The 21,083-nt window shown below is 70.0% G+C and carries 25 protein-coding genes; 14 read left to right on the top strand and 11 right to left on the bottom strand.

All coding sequences use genetic code 11. From position 1 onward, the window contains the following. Window positions 1-16: 16 nt before the first annotated feature. On the bottom strand, window positions 17-772 hold the full coding sequence (locus ACP96_RS00960) for a helix-turn-helix domain-containing protein (protein ID WP_050031767.1): 756 nt from the start codon (window positions 770-772) through the stop codon (window positions 17-19). A gap of 237 nt (window positions 773-1,009) precedes the next feature. Here ACP96_RS00960 and ACP96_RS00955 point away from each other — a divergent pair, with 237 nt between their 5' ends. Both ACP96_RS00955 and ACP96_RS00950 read left to right on the top strand, forming a co-directional pair. After that, the gene (locus tag ACP96_RS00955) at window positions 1,010-1,396 is read left to right on the top strand and encodes an Htur_1727 family rSAM-partnered candidate RiPP (RefSeq protein ID WP_050026756.1); all 387 of its coding nucleotides are present in this window, start codon (window positions 1,010-1,012) and stop codon (window positions 1,394-1,396) included. Further along, window positions 1,393-2,622 (top strand): TIGR04347 family pseudo-SAM/SPASM protein, encoded by a 1,230-nt coding sequence (locus ACP96_RS00950; RefSeq protein WP_050031766.1) that lies wholly within the window; start codon window positions 1,393-1,395, stop codon window positions 2,620-2,622. The genes ACP96_RS00955 and ACP96_RS00950 overlap by 4 nt, the downstream gene beginning before the upstream one ends. Before the next feature lie 18 nt (window positions 2,623-2,640). On the opposite strand, the gene ACP96_RS00945 is transcribed toward ACP96_RS00950, so the two are convergent. Both ACP96_RS00945 and ACP96_RS00940 read right to left on the bottom strand, forming a co-directional pair. Then, window positions 2,641-2,898 carry a 4Fe-4S ferredoxin N-terminal domain-containing protein gene (locus ACP96_RS00945; RefSeq protein ID WP_050031765.1) on the bottom strand — a complete coding sequence of 86 codons (258 nt, stop codon included), beginning with the start codon at window positions 2,896-2,898 and terminating at the stop codon, window positions 2,641-2,643. A 77-nt stretch (window positions 2,899-2,975) separates the two neighbouring features. Further along, window positions 2,976-3,581 carry a helix-turn-helix domain-containing protein gene (locus ACP96_RS00940; RefSeq protein WP_050026751.1) on the bottom strand — a complete coding sequence of 202 codons (606 nt, stop codon included), beginning with the start codon at window positions 3,579-3,581 and terminating at the stop codon, window positions 2,976-2,978. A gap of 67 nt (window positions 3,582-3,648) precedes the next feature. On the opposite strand from ACP96_RS00940, the gene ACP96_RS00935 reads away from it, so the two are divergent. After that, on the top strand, window positions 3,649-4,512 hold the full coding sequence (locus ACP96_RS00935; protein ID WP_202593896.1) for a geranylgeranylglycerol-phosphate geranylgeranyltransferase: 864 nt from the start codon (window positions 3,649-3,651) through the stop codon (window positions 4,510-4,512). A gap of 114 nt (window positions 4,513-4,626) precedes the next feature. Here the strand turns inward: ACP96_RS00935 and yciH are convergent, their stop codons facing one another. The 3 genes from yciH to bcp all read right to left on the bottom strand — a co-directional run bounded on the left by yciH (window position 4,627) and on the right by bcp (window position 6,426). Further along, the gene (gene yciH, locus ACP96_RS00930; protein ID WP_004046732.1) at window positions 4,627-4,920 is read right to left on the bottom strand and encodes a stress response translation initiation inhibitor YciH; all 294 of its coding nucleotides are present in this window, start codon (window positions 4,918-4,920) and stop codon (window positions 4,627-4,629) included. Window positions 4,921-4,947: 27 nt separating this feature from the next. After that, on the bottom strand, window positions 4,948-5,121 hold the full coding sequence (locus ACP96_RS00925; protein ID WP_202593895.1) for a hypothetical protein: 174 nt from the start codon (window positions 5,119-5,121) through the stop codon (window positions 4,948-4,950). Window positions 5,122-5,958: 837 nt separating this feature from the next. Continuing rightward, complete coding sequence (bcp, locus tag ACP96_RS00920) at window positions 5,959-6,426, bottom strand: thioredoxin-dependent thiol peroxidase (protein ID WP_050031763.1); 468 nt, start codon at window positions 6,424-6,426, stop codon at window positions 5,959-5,961. Between the two features lie 80 nt (window positions 6,427-6,506). Between bcp and ACP96_RS00915 the strand changes: the two genes are divergently transcribed. From ACP96_RS00915 to ACP96_RS00905, 3 genes are all read left to right on the top strand, one after another. After that, complete coding sequence (locus tag ACP96_RS00915) at window positions 6,507-8,750, top strand: histidine kinase N-terminal 7TM domain-containing protein (RefSeq protein ID WP_082222423.1); 2,244 nt, start codon at window positions 6,507-6,509, stop codon at window positions 8,748-8,750. A gap of 75 nt (window positions 8,751-8,825) precedes the next feature. Then, the gene (gene map, locus ACP96_RS00910; RefSeq protein ID WP_050031762.1) at window positions 8,826-9,734 is read left to right on the top strand and encodes a type II methionyl aminopeptidase; all 909 of its coding nucleotides are present in this window, start codon (window positions 8,826-8,828) and stop codon (window positions 9,732-9,734) included. Further along, window positions 9,734-10,285, top strand: coding sequence for an HIT family protein (locus tag ACP96_RS00905; protein ID WP_050031761.1), 552 nt, complete (start codon window positions 9,734-9,736; stop codon window positions 10,283-10,285). Before map ends, ACP96_RS00905 begins: the two co-directional genes overlap by 1 nt. Before the next feature lie 73 nt (window positions 10,286-10,358). Here ACP96_RS00905 and ACP96_RS00900 read toward each other — a convergent pair whose 3' ends face one another. Beyond that, on the bottom strand, window positions 10,359-11,717 hold the full coding sequence (locus ACP96_RS00900; protein WP_050031760.1) for an MFS transporter: 1,359 nt from the start codon (window positions 11,715-11,717) through the stop codon (window positions 10,359-10,361). Window positions 11,718-12,095: 378 nt separating this feature from the next. Here ACP96_RS00900 and ACP96_RS00895 point away from each other — a divergent pair, with 378 nt between their 5' ends. From ACP96_RS00895 to ACP96_RS00865, 7 genes are all read left to right on the top strand, one after another. After that, the gene (locus ACP96_RS00895) at window positions 12,096-12,626 is read left to right on the top strand and encodes a universal stress protein (RefSeq protein ID WP_050031759.1); all 531 of its coding nucleotides are present in this window, start codon (window positions 12,096-12,098) and stop codon (window positions 12,624-12,626) included. A gap of 93 nt (window positions 12,627-12,719) precedes the next feature. Then, window positions 12,720-13,757 (top strand): NAD(P)/FAD-dependent oxidoreductase, encoded by a 1,038-nt coding sequence (locus tag ACP96_RS00890; RefSeq protein WP_050031758.1) that lies wholly within the window; start codon window positions 12,720-12,722, stop codon window positions 13,755-13,757. Between the two features lie 151 nt (window positions 13,758-13,908). Beyond that, a complete protein-coding gene (locus tag ACP96_RS00885) occupies window positions 13,909-14,313 on the top strand; it encodes a hypothetical protein (protein ID WP_050031757.1) in 405 nt (134 codons plus the stop codon). Between the two features lie 76 nt (window positions 14,314-14,389). Then, window positions 14,390-14,686, top strand: a complete 297-nt coding sequence (locus ACP96_RS00880; RefSeq protein WP_050031756.1) for a hypothetical protein — start codon at window positions 14,390-14,392, stop codon at window positions 14,684-14,686. Between the two features lie 88 nt (window positions 14,687-14,774). Next, window positions 14,775-15,695 carry a DNA adenine methylase gene (locus tag ACP96_RS00875; RefSeq protein ID WP_050031755.1) on the top strand — a complete coding sequence of 307 codons (921 nt, stop codon included), beginning with the start codon at window positions 14,775-14,777 and terminating at the stop codon, window positions 15,693-15,695. A 99-nt stretch (window positions 15,696-15,794) separates the two neighbouring features. Further along, window positions 15,795-16,244: a universal stress protein gene (locus ACP96_RS00870; RefSeq protein WP_050025268.1), complete on the top strand. Its 450-nt coding sequence runs from the start codon at window positions 15,795-15,797 to the stop codon at window positions 16,242-16,244. Beyond that, the gene (locus tag ACP96_RS00865) at window positions 16,244-17,059 is read left to right on the top strand and encodes a DUF63 family protein (RefSeq protein WP_050031754.1); all 816 of its coding nucleotides are present in this window, start codon (window positions 16,244-16,246) and stop codon (window positions 17,057-17,059) included. The genes ACP96_RS00870 and ACP96_RS00865 overlap by 1 nt, the downstream gene beginning before the upstream one ends. A gap of 15 nt (window positions 17,060-17,074) precedes the next feature. On the opposite strand, the gene ACP96_RS00860 is transcribed toward ACP96_RS00865, so the two are convergent. From ACP96_RS00860 to ACP96_RS00845, 4 genes are all read right to left on the bottom strand, one after another. Then, a complete protein-coding gene (locus tag ACP96_RS00860; protein WP_050031753.1) occupies window positions 17,075-17,557 on the bottom strand; it encodes a DUF456 domain-containing protein in 483 nt (160 codons plus the stop codon). 124 nt (window positions 17,558-17,681) lie between these two features. After that, window positions 17,682-18,263, bottom strand: a complete 582-nt coding sequence (locus ACP96_RS00855; protein ID WP_050025265.1) for a DUF2150 family protein — start codon at window positions 18,261-18,263, stop codon at window positions 17,682-17,684. Between the two features lie 121 nt (window positions 18,264-18,384). Continuing rightward, window positions 18,385-19,242 (bottom strand): TatD family hydrolase, encoded by an 858-nt coding sequence (locus ACP96_RS00850; protein ID WP_050031752.1) that lies wholly within the window; start codon window positions 19,240-19,242, stop codon window positions 18,385-18,387. Between the two features lie 541 nt (window positions 19,243-19,783). After that, on the bottom strand, window positions 19,784-20,203 hold the full coding sequence (locus tag ACP96_RS00845) for a DUF5830 family protein (RefSeq protein WP_050031751.1): 420 nt from the start codon (window positions 20,201-20,203) through the stop codon (window positions 19,784-19,786). A 117-nt stretch (window positions 20,204-20,320) separates the two neighbouring features. Between ACP96_RS00845 and ACP96_RS00840 the strand changes: the two genes are divergently transcribed. Continuing rightward, on the top strand, window positions 20,321-21,083 hold a 763-nt coding region (locus tag ACP96_RS00840; protein ID WP_237561587.1), incomplete at its 3' end, for a tRNA pseudouridine(54/55) synthase Pus10.

The following is a 21,083-nucleotide window of genomic DNA, read 5'->3' as shown; positions in this document are numbered from 1 at the left end:
TCCGACCGCTGCCGTCTCACTCCGGTCCCGGCGCGGCGTCGACGACCCGCCCCTCGGCGACGTGCGCCTTCGCGAGGCGCTCTTCGGCCTGGCGGAGCCGGTAGGTGAGCGTCGACCGCGGCACGTCGAGGTGGTCGGCCAGACCGCCCACGTCGACTTCGCGCGGGGACTCGTAGTAGCCGTGTTCGACGGCGGCCCTGAGCGCGGCCTCTTGCTCGGGGCTGAGGCCGATCTCGTCGCCGTCCGCTCCCGACCCGCCGGTCGCGCCCGAGACGCTCGCCGTCTTGAGCAGTTCGGTCCGCGCGGCGTCGCCGACGGCGTCTCGGAGGGCGTCGAAGAACGCGCTCACGTCGCCCTCGCCGGAGTGGATGAGCCGCCACGTGTAGTGGCGCCCCTCGTGGCGCGTCTCGAACAGGGCGCTCTCCCCGAGGTGGTCGCGAGCGATGTGCGGCACGGACGCGCAGGCGGGCGTGGGCTCCCAGTCGGTGTACAACACCAGCGCGTCGTCGGTGCGGTCGATGACGCGGGTGGTCTGAGTCGCGCCGCAGTGCTCGGCCGCGAGGCAGTCGGCGTAGTAGTCGCCGTCGAGGAAGGCGGCCTCGACGTCGTCGAGCGCGGCCGGGGCGCCGGCCGCGTGGTCGACGCGCCAAAGGTGGTCGTCGGTGGCGTGCACCGATAACGACCGAACCCGGGCGCCGGGGTGGTCGGCCAGCGCGTCGGCCACCCTGTTGCGCCCCGGTTCGTACTCGAGGGCGAAGACGAGTTCGCGCATACCGGGCGATAGGGGCTGGATGGCTATTAACGGGTAGCCCCGATTCGCCGCGGCACGAGCGCGACCGCCCGTTCGCCGTCGAATCTGTGCGCGCCCTTCGGCGCGGTTCCGCCGTGGTGCTCCGATTTGATATACCGAATGACGATTTATCAGTCCGGTGTCCGAACGTGTTCGGGCGCGTTTCGCGGCCGTGGGAACCCTCGAAACCGGGTTCGGTGGGCCATGCGTACCCCGGGTATGGTCGAGAAGACGGACCGAACCGGCGGATCGGACGGGGCGCGCTCCGCGGACGGCCGACGCTTCGAGGTGTTCGTCCGCGAGGAGGAGGCGGACCCGCTCCGTCACGTCGGCACCGTCGCCGCGCCGACACCCGACGCCGCCCACGAAGAGGCGAGCAAGCTCTTCGCGTGGTACGCCCGCGACGTGTGGGTGTGTCCCGCCGACGAGACGCATCGGTATTCGGCCGAGTCGCTCGCGGACGAGGAGGGGGACGAGGCGGACGCCGAGGGCGACGCCGACGAGCCGCGCGTCTACGAGGAGACCGAGGGAACCCCGACGGTCTCGTGCGGCGGGGCGCCTGCGGCCGACGCGGCCGACACCGACGACGCGGAGGGGTCCCGATGATCTCGGTCAGCAAGCTCCTCTGCGGGCTCGACGCCGAGAGCGACGGGCTCCGGTACGACGCGGCCGACGGGTCGAAGGAGCCGCAGATCACGGACGATAAACAGGAGCGCCCGGTCGTCGTCTGGAACACCACGAAGCGGTGTAACCTCTACTGCGAGCACTGCTACGCCGCGGCCGACCAAGAGGGGGCGCCGAACGAGCTGTCGACCGCGGAGGGAAAGTCGCTCATCGACGACCTCGCGGAGTTCGGCGTGCCGGTCCTCCTGTTCTCCGGGGGGGAGCCGCTCGTCCGCGAGGACCTCCCGAAGCTGGTCGCCCACGCCGCCGACAGCGGGGTCCGGCCCGTGCTCTCGACGAACGGGACCCTCCTGACCCGCGAGCGCGCCCGCGAGCTGAAGGAGGCCGGCCTCAAGTACGCGGGCGTCTCGGTCGACGGCCTCCCCGAGCGCAACGACCGCATCCGGGGCGAGGAGGGCGCCTTCGACGCCGCCGTCCGGGGGATCGAGGCGTGTCTCGACGTGGGGCTCAAGACGGGGCTCCGCTACACGATCACCGAGCACAACGTCGAGGACCTGGCGGGCGTCGTCGACCTGCTCGTCGACGTGGGCGTCGACCGGTTCTGCTTCTACCACCTCGACTACGGCGGGCGCGGCGCCGACATCTCCGACGTGGACCTGAGCCCCGAGGCGACCCGGAAGGCCGTCACCGACCTGTGTGACCTCACCCGCGAGTACCACGAGTCGGGCGAGGAGATCGAGACGCTGCTCGTCGGCAACTACGCCGACGCGGGCCACCTCGTCGAGTACGCCGACCGCGAGATGGGGACCGATCGCGCGGAACTCATCTACCGATACCTCCAACGCAACGGCGGCGACCCCACCGGTGAGCGCGTCGCCGACGTGGACCCCGTCGGCAACGTCCACCTCACGCAGTTCTGGCAGGGGTACTCGCCCGGGAACGTCCGGGACCGGTCGTTCGGCGCGATCTGGTCGGACGAGTCGAATCCGCTGCTCGGAGCGCTCCGGGAGCGCGAGGGCCGCCTTTCCGGGAAGTGCGCCGACTGCGCGTACAAGAGCGTCTGCCGCGGCGGGTCGCGGCTCCGTGCGCTGGCGGCCCACGACGACCCCTTCGCGCCCGACCCGAAGTGTTACCTTACCGAGGCCGAACGCGACGGAAACTCGGCGTTGAGCCGGATTCAGGGTGGCTCCGCGGCCGACGCGGACTGAGCTACCGGTCGGACCGAGCTATCGATCGGGACTGTCGCCGTTGACGCCGATCGTCGAGGGATCGCGTTCGTCCGACGACTCTTCTGCGGTACCGTACTTCTCGGAGAAGCGCTCGTCGGAGAGCTCGCCGCGAGCGACGCCGATCGCGTCGCGGACGAGTTCGACGGTCGCCTCGTCGTGTACGGGGAGAGGGACGAGCGCGTCTGCCCTCTCCCCTGTGTCGGGTCCGGGGTCGTTTTCCGTCGGGAGTTGGGGATCGGTTTGGAAGTCGCTCATGGATCGACGATCGGTCTCCGGCCCCCTCCGTGCCACGCTTTACCGATGGATGATTTTAAAAACAAACTCCACGGAACTTACCCCTCGACCTCGTCGAACACGTCGGTGACGAGCTTCGCCTGCGCGGTCCGGAGCCGCTGTGAGAGCGCGGACTTGCTGATGTCGAGTTCGGCGGCCAGCTCGCCGAGCCCCACGTCGCGGTCGTCGTCGAAGTACCCGCGGACCACCGCGAGTTCGAGCCCCTCCCGCTGCTTCGGCGTGAGCGCGGAGAGGTCGAACGTCACCTGCTCGGTCGCCTCCGGCCCCTCGACGACCGCGAGCCGGACCAGACGGACGTGATCGAGGACCTCCTTGAGCTCTCCGACCACGTCGCGGACCGTGTCCCGGTCGCCGACGTAGGTGGTCACGAGCATCGTCCCGTCTTCGACGCGCTGAACGTGCGGGACGCAGCCGAACCCCTGAAAGATCTGACAGAGACAGTCGTCGGAGACCTCGCCGCGGGCGCGCACCAAGCCGTCCTCGTCGGTCGGTTGCACGTCGACAGTGCACTCGTGGCCCACCGCGTTGACGGTCACGTCGCTCGCGTCGGGGGCCTCGGAGACGATCGGGCAGTCCCAGTCGTCGCTCGGATCGATGTCGAGGTCGACGCGGAGGCGGCGTCCGTCCCCTACGGCTTCGGCCATGGGGTCGCTTGCCCGCCAGTCGGCTTAGACGCTCGGCGGATCCTCAGTGTCCGAGAACGCGCCGTTTATGTGCCGCGCCGCGGTGGTCGGAGACGACGTGCGCGAGACAGCACGCGGAGTCCTCGAACTGGCACGCCCGGGCAACTGCGTCGCCGCCGCGGTCCTCACCGCGACCGGCGCGTTCGTCGCCGGCGCCGGGGACGCGCTCGCCCCGGCGGCGATCGCCGCGGTCACCACCGCGTTCGCGGTCGCCGCCGGCAACGCGATCAACGACTACTTCGACCGCGAGATCGACGCGATCAACCAGCCCGGTCGCCCGATTCCGCGAGGCGCGGTCTCGCCGCGAGGCGCGCTCGGGATCGCCGGCGTCTGGTTCGCGGCCGCCGTCGCGCTCGCGCTGGCGCTCCCGCGGCTGGCGCTCGCCATCGCCGGGATCAACCTCGTCGCCCTCGTCACCTACACGACGATTTTCAAGGGGACGCCGGGGCTCGGCAACGCCCTCGTCTCGTACCTCGTGGGCTCCACCTTCCTGTTCGGCGGCGCCGCGGTCGGCCGCCCCGCCGCGGTCGTCGCGCTCGCGCTGCTCGCGGGCCTTTCGACGTTCGCCCGCGAGGTGATCAAAGACGTCGAGGACGTTGTCGGCGACCGCGAAGAGGGGCTCCGGACGCTCCCCGTCGCGATCGGCGAGCGGCGGTCGCTGTGGGTCGCGACCGGCTCGCTCGCCGTCGCCGTCGCCGCCAGCCCGCTCCCGTACCTCTCCGGGACGTTCGGCGGCGCCTACCTCCTCCTCGTCGCGGTCGCGGACGCGGTCATGCTGTACGCCTGCTACGAGGCGTTCGCCGATCCGACGGCGGCACAGCAGCGGTTTAAATACGGGACGTTCCTCGCAGCGGTCGCCTTCGTCGTCGGGCGGGCGGTGATGTTCGTTTAAAACGCAGGCCGATATGGTCGCGAGCGACAGCGCCGTCGCTCACCGAAGAAGGCTGCTTAAAAAGCCGTGAGACGAAAACTGCAAACCGCTCGACGGCGGACGGTTAGGTGACGGTCACGCGACGTTGAAGCCCTTGTCGCGGAGGAAGTCCTCCACGCGACCCGAGTGGTTCCCCTGCAGCTCGATGGCGCCGTCCTCGACGGTGCCGCCGCAGGCGAACTTCGACTTGAGATCCGACGAGAGGGAGCTCATGTCAACGTCCTTCGGATCGAATCCTTCGATGACCGTTACCTCCTTACCGTACCTGCGCTCGTCGATGCGGATGCTGATCTGCTGGGACTCTTTCGCGACGTCCTCGCAGACGCAGAGTTCCTGGGGCAGTCCGCACGTCGAGCAGACTTCCGACATTACGGCCGAAACTACAAGATGCCCGTATTAAATAGTGTCGGGAGTGCGGCCGCCGCGCACGCCGAGCGCGGCCACCGCCGCGGGCTCCATCGCGGCTCTCTCCGCGGAGCCGTCGCCCGAGGCGAGCAGCTTCGAGTCGCCCTCCGCGTCGCCCTCGCCCACGCTCGCCCCCAGCGGCCCCGTCTCCCCTGGGTCAGTCATGGTCGCCGTCGGCACGGACCACGGATCGCGGTCCACGTGTGGCGATCCGATCCGGTCGCGCGCCGATCCGGTCCGGGTGCATGCCGTCCCGCCGGAGGTGGATCATACGAGTGGTACACACTATCACTGATACAGATCGAATTAGGACAGCAGCGGCATATTCGTTCCGCCGAGGTGTCTGCGATACGTATTCTCAGACGGGGTTCCGCCGGTTTTTAAGGGATAGTCACCTTCGTTGAATCAACCGTCAGGCGTTAGGTTCGGATCCGGTTGCGTTCGATACAGACGCGCAGCGATTGATAGCGGGAGTGGGTATAGCGAGATGGTGGAGTGGTTGTTTATACGTGATCGAGTGGTGTTGCTGTCGGCTATTTATCGGCGAGCGACAGTGCTAGAGTGAACACTTCCAAAGCCCCAGCCGCGCTCGGCTCCCACAGCTCGCTGCGGTCCTCAGTCGGTCGCTAACGCTCCCTCCCTGCGGTCCTTGCATCGCTGGGGTTCGCCGAGCGCGGCTGCCCCTTTGAGTCCCACCCCGCACAGCACCGCCCCGCACCTCACGCCTCCCCAGCCTCGTCGCTGGCGCCGTCGGCGCCAGCGACTCCCTCGCGCGTGCTCCTCGCGCCCACAGGGCGCTCGGAGGCGCGCGCCACCGCCGCGTTCATTTATAAGCGATCGTCGCTATCGCTCATACCCTTTTAAATAGCATCTTGCTACTGACGATCTGCAACACCTACTCCCGCAATCACTCATTACGCTGTCTGCACTGGCCGGACCCGGAGCTGAATATCCCGCGCACTGAGTGTTCTGACCGGGCTGTCTACCAGTACGCCGCCGGAGTCAGCCCTCCAGCGCCTCGATGTCGTCGAGGATTTCGACCGCGTGGTCCTCGGGAGAGACGCCCTCGTAGGCGAGCGCGATCGTCCCGTCCGCGTCGAGGACGTACGTGTTCCGGAACACGCCGTCGAAGGTGTTGCCGAACATCTGCTTCTCGCCGTAGGAGTCGTACGCGCTCGCGACCTCGCCGTCGGGGTCGGAGAGCAGCGTGAACGGGAGGTCGTACTCCTCGGCGAACGGTTCGAGGTCCTCGACGGGGTCGTCGCTGATCCCGACGACCGCGACGTCGGCGCCCTCGAAGGCGTCCCACTCGTCGCGGAAGCCGCACGCCTCGGTCGTACAGCCCGGCGTGTCGGCCCGCGGGTAGAAGTAGACGACCGTGTAGCGCGCGGCGGACGGATCGACGGTGACGGCGTCGCCGTGCTGGTCGGACAGCGTGATCGCGGGTGCGGAATCGCCCGGTTCGAGCATACGTCCCGTGGTTTCGCCCCGGTATTAGGACGTTCGGTCCGGTTCCTTTTTACCCGCTACAGTCATCGGAGTCGGTATCGATGGTGTGGCAACCGACGCCGTACACGGCACCGTTGCTCGTGGCGGTGATCGCGTCGTTCTCCTTCGCCGCGTATGCCCTCTGGAACCGGTCGCGGGGAGAGACCCCGCTCGTGCGGAGCTTCGTCGGCGTCACGGTCGCCAGCGGGGTCTGGTCGCTGGCGTACGCGGCGCAGCTGTCCGCGACGACGCTCGAGGCGACCCTGCTGTGGAACCGCCTCGTGTGGGTCGGAATCGGTCTGCTCGCCGTCGCTTGGCCCGCGTTCGTGTTCGCGTACGTCGGCTGGACGAGGTGGCTCCGACCCCGCCGGTTCGCCCTCCTCTGTCTCGTCCCCACAGCGGCCGTCGGCGGAGTCCTCGTCGTCGGCGCCGACCCGCTCTTTTACGCGTCCCCGTCGCTGGACGGCGCGAACGGCTACCTCGTTATGGAGTACCTGCCGACGCCGGCGCTCATCGGGTTTATGACGTACTGCTACGCCGTGAACCTGTTCACCTTCGGCGTGCTCGGCTACGCCGCGGTCGCCCGCGACGGCGTGTTTCGGCGGCAGGCCGCGGTGCTGTTCGTCGCCGGCGTCGCGCCGATGGCCGTCGGCGTCGTCGGAATCGCGGGGGTTCTCGGTCCGGTGTTCGTCGATCACACGCCCGTCACGTTCGCGGTCACCTCCGGGCTGCTCGGCTGGGTGGTGTTCCGCTACCGGCTCCTCGATCTCTCGCCGATCGCTCGCGACACGGTGTTCTCGAACCTCTCCGACGGTGTCGTCGTCGTCGACGCCGGCGGCCGCGTCGTCGATCTCAACCGGCCGGCCCGCCGGCTGTTCCCGTCCGCGGCGGTCGGTCGCGGGGTCGAAGAGACGTTTGAGCGAGCCCCGGCAGTGGCCGATCTCGTGGCGGCGACGGAGACCGCCAGCGGGAGCCGCCCCGACCACGGCGCCGGACCGGAGCCGGACGAGGGCCTCAGGGTGACCCTCGACGGGGGCTCCGACCCCCGCTTCCTGACTGTCACCGCCCACCCGATCGCCACGGCGGGGACTGGATACGATGTCGACACGGAGACGGGATCTGCGGCCGGGGGGACCGTCCTCCTGTTCCGCGACGTGACCGAGCGCGAGACGCTTCAGCGCCGCTACCGGGCGCTCATCGAGAAATCGCCGAACGTCATCGCGGTCTGCGGAACTGACGGCCTGCTCCGGTACGTGAGCCCGTCGATAGAGCGGCTGCTCGGCCACTCGCCCGCGGAGATCGAGGGGCGCCCCGTGATCGATCTGGTCCACCCCGACGACCGCCGGGAGGCGCAACACGCCTTCGAGCGGGCCTTCGAGACCGGCGACCCGCAGGCGCTCGACCACCGGATCGCCCACGCGGACGGGAACTGGCGGCGGTTCGAGACGACGGTCGAGCGCCTGTTCGAGGACACCGAAGAGGTGGTGATCACCGCCACCGACGAGACGGAGAGCCGGCGGTACGAACAGCGGCTTCAGGTCCTCAACCGGGTCCTCCGACACGACCTGAAAAACGACACGAACGTCATCGGCGGGTACGCGGACCTCCTGCGCGACCACGTCGACGACGAGGGCGACGAGTACCTCGATATCATCGACCGGAAGGTGGAGACGCTGACCCACCTCAGCGACCAGGCTCGCGAGATCGACGTGGCGCTCCACAGCGACGGCGCGCGCGCCGAAATCGACCTGTCGAGGCTGATTCCGCGGCTCTGCGAGTCGCTGGAGTCGTCGTTCCCGGCGGCGACGGTGACGGTGTCGACGCCGGACGAGGCGGTGGTGTGTGCGGACGAGCTGTTGGAGTCCGCGATCCGGAACGTACTGGAGAACGCGGTCGTTCACAACGACGGGGACCAGCCGATCGTCGAGGTGGCGGTCGACCCGGACGGCGAGGGGTACCGGGTCGCCGTCGCGGACAACGGTCCCGGGATCCCGCCGGTCGAGCGGAGCGTGTTCTCGGAGGCTCGCGAAACGGCGCTGGAACACGCGAGCGGACTCGGTCTCTGGCTCGTCCACTGGATCGTCACCGAGTCCGGCGGGGAACTGGAGATCCACACGCGCGAGCCGACGGGGACGCTGATCACGATGTGGTTCCCGACGCCCGACGGCGCCGCCGCGGAAGGCGAGGCGGAAGCAACCGAGGAGGGGGCGACCACTGAAGGGACGGAGACGGACGACGGACCGGACGCCAATCTCGACCTGGCCACCGACGGCGCCCCGCCGGGAGACGGTGGGCCCGCGACGTGACCCGTTCTCCCGCGCGCTGAGCGTCCGCGAACGCCCTCCGCAACCTCTTTGCGGTCGGTCGCCGAACCCGGAGACATGAGCCACGGATCCCTGGACGACGACGCGGTCGAGAGCTACCGGGAGGCCGGCGCGGTGTTGGTGGAGGCGATGAACGAGGCCCGCGAGATGGTCGAACCGGGGCGCACCCACCTCGAGGTCGCCGAGTGGACGGAGGACTTCATCCGCGAGCAGGGCGCGGGGCTCGCGTTCCCCGTCAACATCAGCGTCGACCCCGAGGCCTCCCACGCCACGCCGGGGCGCGACGACGAGACCGAGTTCGACGAGGAGATGGTGTGTCTCGACGTCGGGGTCCACGTCGACGGCTACATCGCCGACGCCGCGGTCACGGTCGACCACACGGGGACCCCCGAGCTGGTCGAGGCCGCCGAGATGGCGCTCGAGGCCGCGGTCGACGAGGCCGGTCCGGGCGTCGAGGTCGGCGTGATCGGGCAGGCGATCGAGGACGTGATCCGCGGGTACGGCTACACGCCCGTCCTGAACCTCTCCGGCCACGGCGTCGAGCGGTACGACGCTCACACGGGGCCGACGGTGCCGAACCGGGGCGTCGACCGCTCAGTCGAGCTGGAGCCGGGACAGGCGGTCGCCATCGAGCCGTTCGCCACCGACGGCCGCGGGAAGGTCGGCGAGGGGACGGACGAGGAGATCTTCGAGCGCGAGGGCTCCGCGAGCGTCCGCGACCGCCGCGCGCGACAGGTCCTCGAAGAGATCGAGGCGTTCGACGATCTCCCGTTCGCGGCGCGGTGGCTGGACGGCGACCGCGCCGAGATGGCCCTGCGACGCCTCAAGCAGGCGAACGCGGTGAAGGGGTACCCCGTCCTGAAGGAGGCTGACGACGCCCTCGTGAGTCAGGCGGAACACACCCTGCTCGTCACCGAGGACGGCGTCGAGATCACGACCGCCGGCATCCACGACTTCGACGACTGATGGACCGGATCTACGCGCCGTGGCGGATCGAGTGGGTCGAGCGCGACGCGGACCCGATCGACGGCTGTCCGTTCTGCGTCCTGCCGGAGCGCGAGGACGCCCGCGACGCGCGGGTCGTCGCCCGCAGCCAGCATAACTACGTCCTGTTGAACAACGCGCCGTACAACCCGGGCCACGCGATGGTGATCCCGGACGCGCACGTCGAGGACCCCACCGCCCTCGACGACGCGACCCTGCTCGATCACGCGAGGCTGAAGGCGGCGACGCTCGCGGCATTGCGCTACGACGTGGACCCCGACGGGGTGAACACGGGACAGAACCTCGGCGACTCGGCGGCCGGCGGCTCAATCGACCACCTGCACACCCACGTGGTCCCGCGGTGGGACGGCGACACGAACTTCATGCCGGTCACGGGCGACACGAAGGTGATCGTGGAGGCGATCGACCGCACCTACGAGCACCTCCACGCCGGCTTCGCGGCCGGCGACGACGTGGTCGATTCGGGCGACGCCGACGCCGGCGACGCGGTCGAGCTCGACTTCGACAGCTGACCGACAGAGCTCGCAGATCGGGTACGGAAACCGATCGAGGGGACGAGCACTCGTTCGCCGGCGAGTCCGTCGACTAGTCGGCCGCAGCCGACGCGTCGGCCTCCAGCCCGGACCCGCTCGGCGGTCGAAGCAGGAGCGCCGCCAGCCCCGCGGCGATCGCCAGCCCGCCCCCGAGCGCGAACGTCGGGACCCAGCCGGCCGTCGCGACGAGGTAGCCGGTCACGGTGCCGGCGAACACGCCGCCGCCGACCTTGGCGGTGTAGAGGACCGCGTAGTTGCCCGAGGAGTTCCGCGCCCCGTAGTAGTCGGCCAGCAGCGCGGGGAAGTAGACGTACAGCGGCGAGGAGAAGAACATCGCGGCCATCACGAGCCCGACGAACGCGACCCCGGACCCCGACGACCCCGCTCCGATGAGCGCGAGGCGGAATAGCCCGGCGAGGACGAACGAGACCGCCATCACCCGCTTGCGAGCGAAGCGGTCCGAGGCTTCGCCGAGGATCATCCGCGAGACGCCGGCGGCGACGGGGAGCAGGGTCGCCGACGCGGTTGCGACGACCGCCGCCAGCCCGAACTGCTCCGCGAACCGGACCACGTTCGCGATGACGACGAGGTCGGCGCCGGCGGTCGCGATGAACATCGCGTACAGCAGCCAGAACTGCCACGTCGAGAGCATCTCGCGGGTCGTGTACGCGCGACCGCGGAGCGACGCCGCGAGATTGTCGTCCCCCTCATCGTTCTCTCCGTCGTCCTCTCGGTCCTCCAGCCCGAGCCAGTCGTCCGGCGGGTCTCGGAGGAGGTACGAACCGACGAGCGTCACGACGAGGATGGCGAGCCCGACGTTCCGGAGCACGTCGCCGTAGGCGGCCACGGTGGCGTTCGCGCGGACGTACGGGACCACCAGCGCGCTCCCGCCCGCGAACGCCATCGTCCCGACGCCGGTCGTGAGCCCCGTCCTGTCCGGGAACCACTTCACCGCGGTGTTGACCGCGACCGTGTACACGATCCCCACGCCGACCGCGCCGAGCGAGTACAGCAGGTACAGCTGCCAGAGCGTCGTTGCGTACGCGAGCCCGACGTACCCGCCGCCGGCGAGCAGGGCGGCAACGAAGGTGAGCGCGCCCGGCCCCCGGCTGTCGCGCCACTTCCCGGCGGGGAACTGCGAGAGCGACTGGAAGACGACGTAGAAGGAGAACACCGCGCCGAGCGCCGGCAGGGCGATGTCGAGGCTCTCGGCCAGCGGCTGCTCGATCGACGACCAGACGTACTGGTAGGGGCTCACCGCCGCCATCATCCCCGCCGCGGCGACGATCTGCCACCAGCGCGAGAAGCCGAGGGCGTCGGCGGCTCGTCCGGCGTAGTCGACGCCGCCGTCGGCATCGGTCGACTCCGGGGCGTCGGTCGGATCGTCCGAGGCGTCACCGCCGTCAGCCATCGTCGCCCTCGGTCGCGCGTCCGGTCGTGTCGTGGGTCATGAGGGACTCGGAGACCGGTCCGCCCGCCGGACCGGCGGTTCGTGTTCCGACGCTGTCGGCACGCGGGAATAAAACGCGCCGTCGGGGAGGTTCTTGCCACCTCGTTAGGGCCCGAACGGGTCATTCCCACGACGAGGAACACTATCACGATATTTCACAATATCGCTCTGTCGGAAATCGTTTGACTAGATATCGTTCGCTAACCTTGACGGATTGATCGTGTTTGCGGATAAATAATGATAATCGTCTATCTTGTCGAAAATCGTTAAGTGGCGTCCCGTACAACGTGAGGTCGAGAACTTCGGCGTCCCGGTACCGGGGCGCCGAGCGCACGAACCATGTCCGCCGACCGAGACACCGCCGACGCGACCGACAAATCGCCCGCCATCGAATCACGCGCCATCGAATCACGCGCCACCGAGTCGTCCGCCACTGAGCCCGCCGCCGCCGACCGCTTCGAGCGCATCCTCGTGGTCACCCGCGACGACGACGCGGGGCTGGCCGCGGTCGAGGCTGGCGTCGACCTCGCGGCGGCCCACGGCGCGGCGGTCGACGCGCTGTACGTCGTCGACGACGCCGAGGGATGGGACGTGGTGGTCGAGCGGCGCGAGCGCACCGGCGAGCGGCTCGTCGAGGACGCCGCGGAGCGCGGGACGGCCGCCGGGGTCGACGTGGAAAAGTGGTTCCGCTACGGCACCCCCCACGAGGAGGTGACGGACTTCGCCGCCGCACACGACGCCGACCTGATCGTCGTCGGCTCGGCGCGCCGGACCGGACTCGACCGGCTCGTCCACCCCGATCCGCTCCCGGTCCGGGTCCAGCGCGGCGCGTCGGCGCCGGTCATGGTCGTCGGCCCCGACGACGACTGAGGTGGGTCGGCGCCGGCGACGAAGGCAGTCACCGCCGGCGGGTACGCCGCTCCCGAGCGACCGATTAAGTGATTGCGTCCCTTCTCCGCACCCGTGACACACATCGGCATCGTCGGCGCGGGCGCGGGGGCGGCGGCCGCCGCGTTCACCGTCGACGGCGCGGTCCCGGACGCGGACGTGACGGTCTTCGAGAAGTCCGGCGGCCTCTGCGGTCGCGCGGCGACCCGCCGCCACGACGAGCTGACGTACGACTACGGCGCGAACTACCTGAAGGCCGACGACGAGCGCGTCGTCGAGCTGATCACGGAGACGCTCGACGACGAGGGGCTCGTGGACATCGCGGAGCCGATCCACGTCTTCGACGCGAACGGCGAGGTCTCGCCCGGCCGCGACGCGGACGAGCACAAGTGGAGCTACCGGCGGGGGCTCACCCAGATCGCCAAGCGGCTGTTCGGTCGGACCGACGCGACGGTCCACCGACGGACGCGGATCGAGACGGTCCGCCGGGTCGGCGACCGGTGGGAGGTCGACAACGCAGACGGCGAAACGTGGGGACCGTTCGACGCCCTCCTGTTGAACCCGCCGGCGCCCCAGACAGCGGAGCTCCTCCGGGGCGCGGAGTGGGACTCGCCCGTCCGCGAGGCGCTCGTCGACGCGGTCGGCGACGTGACGTACCGCACCGTCTGGACCGCGGTGTTGCGCTACCCCTTCCCGCTCGACGTCCCCTACTACGGCCTCGTCAACACCGACAAGGAGCACGCGGTCGGGTGGATCTCCCGCGAGGAGTGCAAGCCCGGCCACGTTCCGGAGGGCGAGAGCCTGCTCGTCGTGCAGGCGAACCACGAGTGGTCGGTCGAGCGCTACGACGCGGACCCGGCCGCAAACGTCGCGACGCTGGCGGACCACGCCGCCGAAATCGTCGGTGACGACCGACTGGCGGACCCGGCGTGGACCGATCACCAGGGGTGGCGGTACGCGCAGCCGGAGGGAGGCGTCGATCGCGGCCCGATCGACTCTGCGCGTCGAGAGGGACTGTTCCTCCTCGGCGACTGGGTCGCCGGCGAGGGGCGGCTCCACGCCGCGCTCGCGAACGGCCTTGACGTGGGCGAGCGGGTCGCGTACGGGGTCTGACTCGCCGTCGAGTCGTGTCGGAAATGCGGCCTCATCGAACTCCTCAGTCGGAGCTGTCCGCTGACTCGGTTACGGCGAACGATGCGGCGGCGTCGCCGGCGGCCGACCGACAACCGGAGGGCTTCTCCCGCTCGCTCGCCACGGTTCGACCATGGCCCCTACACCGGTGGCCGGCGCACGGGGTAACGTCCGCTTCTGGGCGACGGTCGCCGTCGCCGCGCTGTACCTGCCGGCGTCGATCCTCGCCCGCGCGCTGGTCGATCCGGCGTACGCGTCCGGGCGGCGGGGCGTGCCCCGTGCCGTCGTCGACGCGGCGGGCACGCTCCCCGCAATCGCCGTCGCCGGGGCGCTGTGGCTCGCGGTCGCTGGCGGGTTCCTGTACGCCTTCGCCGCGGAGCTCGACGCGATGCGGACCCGGACCGCGTGGTCGCCGCCGGATAAGGGGTACCTGATCCTCGCCGCGGGCTCGCTGCTGGCGCACCCGCTCACGGGAGTCCCCTTCCTGTTCCTGCTCGTGCCCGGATACACGCTTCACCGCGGCCTGCGAGTCCGATAGCGGGACGCGAACGATATCCACGCCCGTACTTTTATTCCACTGCGAACCGTAATGTAGATACGAACAGTCAATGTCAATGACACACGATCCCTCCTCCGAGAAAGCGGAGACGATGGCGATGCCGGAGCGCCGTCGAGTCATCGCCGGGCTCGCGGACGAAACGGTCGAGACGGTCGCGGACCTGCAGGTCCGCGGACGGGCCGACGAGATCGCCGCCGAGCTCCGCGAGGCCCACCTTCCCGCCCTCGAAGAGGCCGGATACATCGAGTGGGACCGGGAGGAGGAGACGATCGAGCCCGGACCGAACTTCGAGGAGGCGGCCGAACACATCGCCGACCTCCCGGACCCGGACGACGATCCCGCCGACGACTGAATCCGCGGGGGCAGCGGGTCGCGTCCGGCCCCGTCGTGAGCCGCGCCCGAGACGTTTATACGCCGTGGCGGGCGACCCCAGACATCGCATGGCCGAGCCGATACTGAAGTGGGCCGGCGGAAAGCGGCAGCTCCTCGACGAGCTGTACGCCAGGTTCCCGGCGACGCACGGTCGCTACCACGAGCCGTTCCTCGGCGGCGGCGCGGTGTTCTTCGACCTCGAACCGACGGACGCGACCGTCAACGACGCGAATCCGCGATTGGTGAACTTCTACGAGCGGGTGCGCGACGACCCCGAGGCGCTGATCGAGCGGCTGGAGTCGTTCGACGACCCCGACGAGGACCCGGACCCCGCGCTCCCGTACGCCGAGGAGACGGCCCGCGGCCGCGACGTGGAGAGCTACTACTACCAGCAGCGCGCGCGGTTCAACAGGCGGCCGTACGAGGGGGAGTTCGACCCCCTTGAGGAGGCCGCGCTCCTCCTGTACCTCAACCGCACCTGCTACAACGGGCTCTACCGCGAGAACGCCGACGGCGGGTTCAACGTCCCCGTGGGTCGGTACGCGAACCCCGACTGGGTCCAGCGCGACCGGATCCGGCGGGCGAGCGACGCGCTCGCGGACGCGACGATTCGGAACGGCGACTTCGGGTACGTCCTCGACGCCGCGGAGCCGGGCGATCTGGTCTACGTCGATCCCCCCTACGAGCCGATGAGCGCGACCGCGAGCTTCAACGAGTACAGCGCCGAGGGGTTCGACCGCGAGGACCAGCGCCGACTGCTCGACGCCGCGACCGCGCTCGACGAGGCGGGCGTGTGGATCGTGCTCAGCAACAGCGGCGTGATGTACGAGTCGTACGCGGAGGCGGGCTTCCGCGTCGATCGCGAGGGCGCGACCCGCGCGATCAATAGCGACGCGGGGAACCGCGACGAGGTCGACGAGATCGTCGCGACCAACGTCCCGCCGGCCGAGCGACGTGGGGCCGGACAGCGCGACCTCGCGGAGTTCTGAGGGCGGGGGCGTCCGGGTCGTCCGCACCCGTCGCTCGCCGGGTCGCGGGACCGACCGCAGAGGGCGGGCTTTTTGCCCTCCCCCGACGACGACTCGCGTATGACCGATCTCGACATCGACCTCGTCCTCGTGTCGGTGGACGGCAGCGAGGAGTCCCACGAGGCGGTCGACTACGCGATCGCCGTCGCCGCCGAGTACGGCGCGAGCGTCCACGCCCTGTACGTGCTCGACGAGGACGTGGTCCGCGCCATCGACCACGGCGTGGTCGACGAGAGCGACGTGGCCGACGACACCGAGGCGTTCACCGACTCCGTGGCGCGGCGCGCGGAGGCGGCGGGCGTCCCTCACAGTAACTCCATCGCCTACGGGTTCTCCACGAAAATGAAGACGGTTCACCCCGGCAGCGTCGTGCTCGACACCGCCGAGGAGCTGGAGTCGGACTTCATCGTCGTCCCGCGCGAGCCCGTCTCCGGCGACCCCGGCGAGGTGCTCGGGAAGGCCGCTGAGTACGTCCTCCTGTACGCCAGCCAGCCCGTGCTGTCCGTCTGATGGCCGGCGGCCTCCCCTTCCTCCCGGCGGGGACGACCCTGCCGCCCGCGCCGTACCTCCTCGTCGTCCTGCTCGCGACCGGCGGGGTGGTCGCCGCGCTCCGCCGCCGGCGCCCGCGGGTCACCGGTCGGCGCGTGCTCGCACTCGCCCCGTGGATGGCGCTCGGCTCCGCGGCCCACGTCCTCTACGTCGTCGACGCGCTCCCGCCCTTCCTCTCCCCGTTCGCCGGCTCGCCGACCGTCTACCTCACGGTCGGATCGCTTGCGGGCGCGGCGTGGCTCGCCGCCGACACCGCCCGCCCGGATCAGGTGGCTGAGATCCTCGCCGCGAGCGGGGCGCTTCTCCTCGCTCCGATCGTCGCGGTCGCGGTCTCGACCAGTCTCTCGCCGGCGGGCGTGCGCTGGTCGGCGATCGCGCTCGCGCTCACGGTCCCGGTCGCCGGCGCCGTCTGGGTCGGCCTGACACGGCTCCGGCCCGAAACCGCGATCACCGGCGGCGTCGGCGCCCTCGCGGTGTTCGGCCACGCGCTTGACGGGGTCTCCACCGCGGTGGGAACGACCAACCTCGGCTTCGGCGAGCGCACGCCGCTCTCGCGGATCCTGCTGGAGGTCGGCGGTCTCCCGTCCCTCCCGGTGGTCGGCGAGGGGTGGCTGTTCCTGCTCGTGAAGCTCGCGGTCTCGAGCGCCGTCGTCTGGCTGTTCGCGGCGTACGTCCGGGAGACCCCCGCCGAGGGGTACCTCCTGCTCGGCTTCGTCGCGGCGATGGGGCTCGGCCCCGCGGCGCACAACCTACTGCTGTTCGCGGTGGCGGCGTGAGTTCGGATCCCGGCTTCAGAGGACGGCGAGCGCGAACGCGACCGCGACGCCGGCGAGCATGACCGCCTGAACGACCGCGCTGGCGAGGGCGCCGACCACCGCGTAGGCCGCTTGCCGAGCGGCTACGCGCGGGTCGGCATCGTTCTCGTAGAGCGCGGCGAGGAAGACGGTGCCGCCCAGTCCGACGACAATCCCGATCGGCCCCAACACGAACAGGAGCGCGATGCCCGCGAGCGTCCCGGCGACGACCGATCGGGTCGAGGCGCCGCCGAGCCGCCCGGAGACCATTCCCGACGCCAACTCCGCGACGGAGGCCAGAAGCGAGACGAGGACGAGCGCCATCAGGACGGCGAGGCCCGGTTCCGTGAACCCGGTGGTGTACGCGTAGCCGACGACGGTCAGCGCCGCGAGGACGCCGCTCGGCACGAACGGCACGAACGAACTGGCCGTCCACACGACGAGCAGCGCGATCGCGATTCCGGCCGCGGAGACTGCCATACACGGGTGTGGTCGCGCGAGTTCATAACGGTTTGTCAGGCCGCCGTTGCGGCCGTTCGGTGGCCCGACGGCTCGTCGGGGCCGGGCGAACCGAGAGAAACGAAGCCCGAACCGACCGCCGCGCTCAGTCTTCTTCCTCGACGACTTCCGGGTCCTCGATGGCAGACTGCAGGGAGTCGAGTCCGTTGACCCACTCGGAGACGAGCCCGTACTCTAAGTCCTCGACGAGGTCGATATCGAGGACCTCGCCGTCGATGATCCGGGTGCCGGCCTGCACGACGTAGCCGAGCGCGGCGTCGAGGTCGTCCTCGGCCTCGGCGTCGGCGGCCGCGCGCACGAACTCGCTCACATCGCCCTCGACGACGCCGCCGACGACGTACTCCTCGGCCGCGTAGAAGACGGGGACGAGCGAGGTCTGGACGCCGTCGATCAGCATGACCTTGTCCTCGTCGTCGAACTCCACGTCGGCGAGCACGATGTCGCGGACGTCGCGGATCTCCTCGACCGCGCGGTCCTCGCCGATGCGCTCGTCGTCGAGCGCGGTGAGGATCTTCACGATCGCGATCGCGGCGTCGTCCTGCAGGTTCAACAGAAGCCGCGCGGAGTCCTCGTTCTCGGGGTCCAGATCCTCCTCTTTGAGCCTGTCGAGCCAGTTTTGCCACCGTTCGTCGGTATAGAACGTTTCAACGGCGTCGTCGTCGGTCATGTCCCGTACGTCGCCCGGACTACTCAAATGCCTTTCCTATCGATCGTCGCGAGAGAGGGCGTCTCACCCGCTCGACGGCGGGATTCAGGCGTCGCGCTTCGGCACCGCGATCAGGTCGCGATCAGGCGTCCCGATCCAGCGTCGCCTCGGTGTCGATCCCGTACACTGCACGGGGAGTCTCGACGTGAGCGGTCCGAACCACGTCGTCGTACCCCTCCTCCAGCAGCCAGCGGACGCGGCGCGGGACCGTCTTCGGGCCGAGCACCATCCCCGGCTTCTCGGGGTCGTCGACGAAGTCGGTCTCCATCAGGAACGGCTCGTCCGCCTCCGCCGCGCGCTCCAGCCGGTCCTTCTCGCTCATCACGCTCGGGGTCGGGCCCGCGAGCCGCCCCTCCGCGTAGTGTTTCACGACGTTCGCCGGGTCGAGGCCGACCTCCTCGGCGGCCTCGGCCAGATCGGTGAGGTCCTCGCTGGCCTCGGTGTGCAGTTGGACGGCACAGTCGAGCGCGGCGCCCAACTCGAACGCGCGACGAGTCACGGCGTTCGAGGCGTCCCAGACCGCGTCGCTCACGTCGTAGTGCGGGCGCCCCGACTTCAGCGCGAGCGCGTCGCCGTCGGCGACGAACTCGCTCGCGACCTCCAGCCCGCCGCACATCAGGTCGCGGGCGTCTTCCGGCGAGAACCCCCGCTCGTCGACGAGTCGGCTGATGAGGCCGGGGTGGACGCCGAGAACCGGCCACGCGCGGCCCGGGAGTACCTCGTTTGCGGCCGCGACCGCGTCGAGCGTCTCCTCGAAGACGGGTCGGAAGTCGGCCGGCTCGTCGGGTTCGACGCCGAGGTGCCACGACGGCTTGTTCACCACGAGCAGGTGGGTGCCGCCGAGCCGGACGAAGTCCTCGACGGCGTCGATCCCGCGGCCGTGACGCGGATCGAGGTGGAGGTGGTCGTCGAGCACCGGCGTGTCGAGGTCGTCGGTCATGAGTGAGAGAGGGGACGGGCGATGCTTATAAACAACGACCGCGGGTCTCACAGAACGGTTCGGGAGAGTTTGATTTCGCTCGTGATTCAGGGGATTCGGCGTGAGAGTGGGTCTGTTTCTTGATTGATGGCGGGAGTGGGTGTTGCAGTTCGTCGGCAGCGATGGGATATTTAAACGCGTTTGAGCGAGGGCGACGATCGCTTATAAATAACGAGGCGGTGGCGCGCGCCTTCGAGCGGGCCGTAGGCCCGCGAGGAGCGTCGCGCGAGGGAGTCGCTGGCGCCGCCGGCGCCAGCGACAGGGCGAGAGCGAAGCTCTCGCTTGCAGCCGGACGTAGTCCGGCGACGAGGCTGGGGAGGTGTGAGGTGCGGGCCGGCTGGGGCTTTGGAGGCCGTCACCGCAGAGTCATCGGTCACTTATAAACAACCACCCAGCCAACTCGATACACGTACTCCCGCAATCGCACGCAGCTGTATCTGTACTGAGCGGTTTACAGTCCCGTCAACAAAGCGTGAAAACCGTTCTGTGACACCTTCAACGGCTACCCCGTCCCGGAGCCGCCGGTGTCGTCGCCGCCCCCACCGTCGCCGTCGCGCCCGGTCACCTTCCGGATGCACGAGGAGCCGAAGGGGCCGAGCTCGCCGGCGTCCAACTTCACGAAGTGGCCGGTCGTGATCGTCGTCCCGCAGCGGCGGCACTCGAACTCCCCCTCGCGCTGAGTCACTTGACTCTCGTAGTTCACGTAGGTCCCGCCGCGCTGGACGCGGAGGCGGGCGTTCTCGCGCTCGACGACGCCGCGCTTCTCGGCGGCGTCGAGGATCTCGCGGGTGAGCGAGGGGCTCGTCGTCACCGTCTCGATCCGGTCGATCGCGTCCGGCAGCGCCAGCTCCTCGTGTTCGAGGTGGGCCAACAGCTCGACGCCGAGCTCCAGCTTCTCCTCGCGCGAGGCCGGCTCGTTCACGCCCGGCGAAACGACGCGGACCGCCTTAAGTCGGCCGGGAGGCCACCGAGCGTCTCACGGGGTCCGGGCCGCTCGCGATGTAGTAAGACAGTTACCACGGGGGACGCTGGGGACCGTATGGACGTACTCGAGGTCGCGGCGCGGGCGACCGGGACGGGGCCGGTGTGCGACGCGTGTCTCGGCCGCCTCGTCGCCGACCGGAGCTTCGGGCTGTCGAACGCCGAACGCGGGTCGGCGCTGCGCGTCTCGCTCGCGCTCCGCGACGACGAGGACCACGAGCCGGTCGAGACCGCGGACTGCTGGGTCTGCGAGGGGCGCTGCACCGAGTTCGACGAGTGGGCCGAGCGCGCCGCCGAGGCGGTCGAGGGCGTCGCGTTCGCCACCTACAACGTCGGCACCCGCCCCCCGCCGCTGATCGAGGAGAACGAGGCGCTGCTCCGCGAGGAGGCCGGGCTCGACGACGACGCGGGCGAGCCGTTCAAGTCGGAGTTCAACCGCGAGGTCGGCAAGCGGTTCGGCCGGCTCACGGAGACGGAGGTGTCCTTCGACCGGCCGGACGTGCAGTTCACGATCGATCTGGCCGACGACGAGGTCGACGCGAAGGTGAACTCCACGTTCGTGTACGGTCGGTACCGGAAGCTGGAGCGCGACATCCCCCAGACCGAGTGGCCCTGCCGCGAGTGCAAGGGCTCCGGCCGACAGGGCGCGGACCCCTGCGATCACTGCCCCGGCTCCCCGCACCTCTCCGACGCCCCCGTCGAGGCGCACCCCGCGCCCGTCGTCGCGGATGTCCCGGCCGCCCCCCCCCCCACCCCCCCCCGCGCCGGCCGCGACGCCCTCGACCCCCTGACGCCCCGCCCCGGGCAGGGTGGCGGGGGTG

Origin of the sequence: Halorubrum halophilum, assembly GCF_000739595.1 — an archaeon.
GTDB lineage: Archaea > Halobacteriota > Halobacteria > Halobacteriales > Haloferacaceae > Halorubrum > Halorubrum halophilum.
The sequence above is the reverse complement of the archived record's forward strand: the minus strand, read 5'-3'. Positions and strand labels throughout refer to the sequence as shown.

What these genes read in the sequence shown, in the direction of transcription:
- ACP96_RS00960 (WP_050031767.1), bottom strand. Translation starts at nt 772, where the DNA reads ATGCGCGAACTCGTCTTCGCCCTCGAGTACGAACCGGGGCGCAACAGG.
- ACP96_RS00955 (WP_050026756.1), top strand. Translation starts at nt 1,010, where the DNA reads ATGGTCGAGAAGACGGACCGAACCGGCGGATCGGACGGGGCGCGCTCC.
- ACP96_RS00950 (WP_050031766.1), top strand. Translation starts at nt 1,393, where the DNA reads ATGATCTCGGTCAGCAAGCTCCTCTGCGGGCTCGACGCCGAGAGCGAC.
- ACP96_RS00945 (WP_050031765.1), bottom strand. Translation starts at nt 2,898, where the DNA reads ATGAGCGACTTCCAAACCGATCCCCAACTCCCGACGGAAAACGACCCC.
- ACP96_RS00940 (WP_050026751.1), bottom strand. Translation starts at nt 3,581, where the DNA reads ATGGCCGAAGCCGTAGGGGACGGACGCCGCCTCCGCGTCGACCTCGAC.
- ACP96_RS00935 (WP_202593896.1), top strand. Translation starts at nt 3,649, where the DNA reads ATGTGCCGCGCCGCGGTGGTCGGAGACGACGTGCGCGAGACAGCACGC.
- yciH (WP_004046732.1), bottom strand. Translation starts at nt 4,920, where the DNA reads ATGTCGGAAGTCTGCTCGACGTGCGGACTGCCCCAGGAACTCTGCGTC.
- ACP96_RS00925 (WP_202593895.1), bottom strand. Translation starts at nt 5,121, where the DNA reads ATGACTGACCCAGGGGAGACGGGGCCGCTGGGGGCGAGCGTGGGCGAG.
- bcp (WP_050031763.1), bottom strand. Translation starts at nt 6,426, where the DNA reads ATGCTCGAACCGGGCGATTCCGCACCCGCGATCACGCTGTCCGACCAG.
- ACP96_RS00915 (WP_082222423.1), top strand. Translation starts at nt 6,507, where the DNA reads ATGGTGTGGCAACCGACGCCGTACACGGCACCGTTGCTCGTGGCGGTG.
- map (WP_050031762.1), top strand. Translation starts at nt 8,826, where the DNA reads ATGAGCCACGGATCCCTGGACGACGACGCGGTCGAGAGCTACCGGGAG.
- ACP96_RS00905 (WP_050031761.1), top strand. Translation starts at nt 9,734, where the DNA reads ATGGACCGGATCTACGCGCCGTGGCGGATCGAGTGGGTCGAGCGCGAC.
- ACP96_RS00900 (WP_050031760.1), bottom strand. Translation starts at nt 11,717, where the DNA reads ATGGCTGACGGCGGTGACGCCTCGGACGATCCGACCGACGCCCCGGAG.
- ACP96_RS00895 (WP_050031759.1), top strand. Translation starts at nt 12,096, where the DNA reads ATGTCCGCCGACCGAGACACCGCCGACGCGACCGACAAATCGCCCGCC.
- ACP96_RS00885 (WP_050031757.1), top strand. Translation starts at nt 13,909, where the DNA reads ATGGCCCCTACACCGGTGGCCGGCGCACGGGGTAACGTCCGCTTCTGG.
- ACP96_RS00880 (WP_050031756.1), top strand. Translation starts at nt 14,390, where the DNA reads ATGACACACGATCCCTCCTCCGAGAAAGCGGAGACGATGGCGATGCCG.
- ACP96_RS00875 (WP_050031755.1), top strand. Translation starts at nt 14,775, where the DNA reads ATGGCCGAGCCGATACTGAAGTGGGCCGGCGGAAAGCGGCAGCTCCTC.
- ACP96_RS00870 (WP_050025268.1), top strand. Translation starts at nt 15,795, where the DNA reads ATGACCGATCTCGACATCGACCTCGTCCTCGTGTCGGTGGACGGCAGC.
- ACP96_RS00865 (WP_050031754.1), top strand. Translation starts at nt 16,244, where the DNA reads ATGGCCGGCGGCCTCCCCTTCCTCCCGGCGGGGACGACCCTGCCGCCC.
- ACP96_RS00860 (WP_050031753.1), bottom strand. Translation starts at nt 17,557, where the DNA reads ATGGCAGTCTCCGCGGCCGGAATCGCGATCGCGCTGCTCGTCGTGTGG.
- ACP96_RS00855 (WP_050025265.1), bottom strand. Translation starts at nt 18,263, where the DNA reads ATGACCGACGACGACGCCGTTGAAACGTTCTATACCGACGAACGGTGG.
- ACP96_RS00850 (WP_050031752.1), bottom strand. Translation starts at nt 19,242, where the DNA reads ATGACCGACGACCTCGACACGCCGGTGCTCGACGACCACCTCCACCTC.